This window comes from Synechococcus sp. R55.2 (genome assembly GCF_047462075.1).
Classification (GTDB): domain Bacteria; phylum Cyanobacteriota; class Cyanobacteriia; order Thermostichales; family Thermostichaceae; genus Thermostichus.
The window spans coordinates 1-2,212 of record NZ_JANSIH010000425.1; the positions used below are offsets into that span (position 1 = coordinate 1).

At 60.5% G+C, this 2,212-nt stretch carries 1 pseudogene; it reads left to right on the forward strand.

Annotation, left to right across the window (positions count from 1 at the left end):
* A pseudogene (locus NW838_RS14235) lies at positions 1-2,212 on the forward strand (type II secretion system protein); the annotation flags it as partial.

The following is a 2,212-nucleotide window of genomic DNA, read 5'->3' on the forward strand; positions in this document are numbered from 1 at the left end:
ATGGTAGCTCTGGATCCGCTGGAGCTACAGCTTTTTGGTCGCATTCGTACCCGCGGAACCTACGCCCAAGATGCAGCAGAATGGGCAAAATCTCCTCTCAACGCCAAGAACCCTCGCAGCCCTGGGCGGATCAAGGCCGGTGGTTTTCAGGCTGGTGCCGACCAGGTCTGCCCTCCCTATGTAGACGATGTCTATCGGGCTGACAACCGCTTTGGCCCCAAAGCCAGCTACGACCGTCCGCCTGTAACTCCTGACCCGCAGAGGGGCTGCGACGTGGACACCTTTGCGGAAAGGTATCGTCCTGCTAGTCGTCCTGCTAGGGCCGGTGATCCCATTCCTGCTGATGCCAGGAACAACCAGAATGAGTCTTTGACCGAGGACAACCCACCCCCAGGCGCCCTTTCCGAGGTGGGCTTAGATGGCTATTGGGAGCGGCGGGCCCGTGTGGAAGGTCTGCGGGTGATCGTGGGGCAGCGGCTGGAACTAACCCGCACCGATTCTTTGCCTTTGCCTCTGGTGCCGCCCGGGGATCCCGAGGACCCCACCAAGCTGCAGGCCATTTTCATCAGCAACGAGGCGCGGCAACGGCTAACCCTGCGGGATAACCCAGCGGCAGTGCAGGCCACGGCCGTTTACCACTACAGCCATGAGCAGGGGCGCTTTCCCATTGCCTGCTTAGCCACGGTGGCTCACCCCGGCACTCCCTGGAGCTTGCAGCGGGCTTCTACGTTTCCCACAGGCAACCAAGCCAATCAATTGGGCATCAACTTCTTCACCGGGCAGGGCACCAATGTCTGGGAATATGACCCAACCCCGATGCAGGCTCGGCTAGCTCCGGGCACCTCCTTGTGGACGGCCCTCACCAACCTGGCCAATTTTGCCGGCGATCCCGATGGGGCCTATCCGCCGCGTCAAGAGGCGGGCCGCATTCACCCGGATCCGTTTATTACGGCTTTTGGCAACTTCTCGGAGCTGCGGCGAATCATTGAAAACCCGACAAACCTCAGCTTGGCGGATCAATCGACACTGCAAACGGCAGGCTGCATGTTGGGCATGCTGGCCGACAACATGCTCCGCATTGAGGCGGCTGCCAATGCCGGGGATCCAGCGGCTCAAACCCTCTGGAACGACATTCAAGCCAGCCGAGCTGGGAACCGAGAGGCGGCCAATCGGTTTTATCTGCCGCTGCGCTACATCTTCCCGACCACCAGTTTCAACCAGACGGATACCCTGGAAACGGAGCGGCGCAGCGCTTACTCCTTCCTTCCGAGCACAGTCAGCTATCAGGCTGTAACCAACTTAAACGAGGTTGCTCTGGAGCCCCGTTCTGGAATTGGCAACTGGGCTTTGCCCCATGCCCCAGCCAATTGCACTGCTGCTGGCCCCAATAGCAACCAATTTGATCTCATTCGGATTGGTAACCAGTGTCATCGCGTGCCCTTCAAAGATTCCGTCTTCTACGATGGCCGCGAGGCGATGGCAGTGCGGGCCCTCAACATCGACCTGGCCCTGCTGACCAACAACGTCAACGGACAGGCCAGGGGGCTGATTAACGGGGACACTTGGCTGCCTGCCGGCATTGGCGAGAACCGAGAAGGGGGGATTTTCTACGCCTTCCGGGAAGATGCGGTACGGGAGGATGCCATTGCCCGCCCGCCCTTGGGCACCTTTGCTGCCTATCAACAAGCTTGGCAAGAGGCAAACGCCCGCGGCACTTTGGGCAGCGCCGGTATTATGAACGCCGGTCAGCCGAATCGAGACACGGCCAATGGCCAAACGGTCTGGGATCCCCCTGTTTCCAATCCAGGTGGACTCAGCCCCAAACCGGTGGACTACTATGCCGATCCGGATCGGCGGCCCTACGGCTTCCGGCTGCGCAACGGGGCGGTGCTGGCCCGCGGCGGGTTCAACCCTGATGACGCGATTTTTGGCCTCTCCTTCGTTTCCGACAACCCCGTTTACATCCAAGGGGACTTTAACCTGCACCAGACGAGGAACGGGCAGCGGCTGGAGGAGTTCACAACTCTTCTTAACTTCGGAGCAGATGGCCTCTACAGCAACTTCTACGGGCGGCTGCGGGCCAATGAAGATCGGCGCTTTGCCCGGGCGGCGCAGGATCTCTGGCGGCCCAGCGACGTGTTGGGCGACTCGGTGAACATCCTCTCTGCCGATTTCTGCGATGGCAGCATCGACGACGGCTTTGTGCAGGATG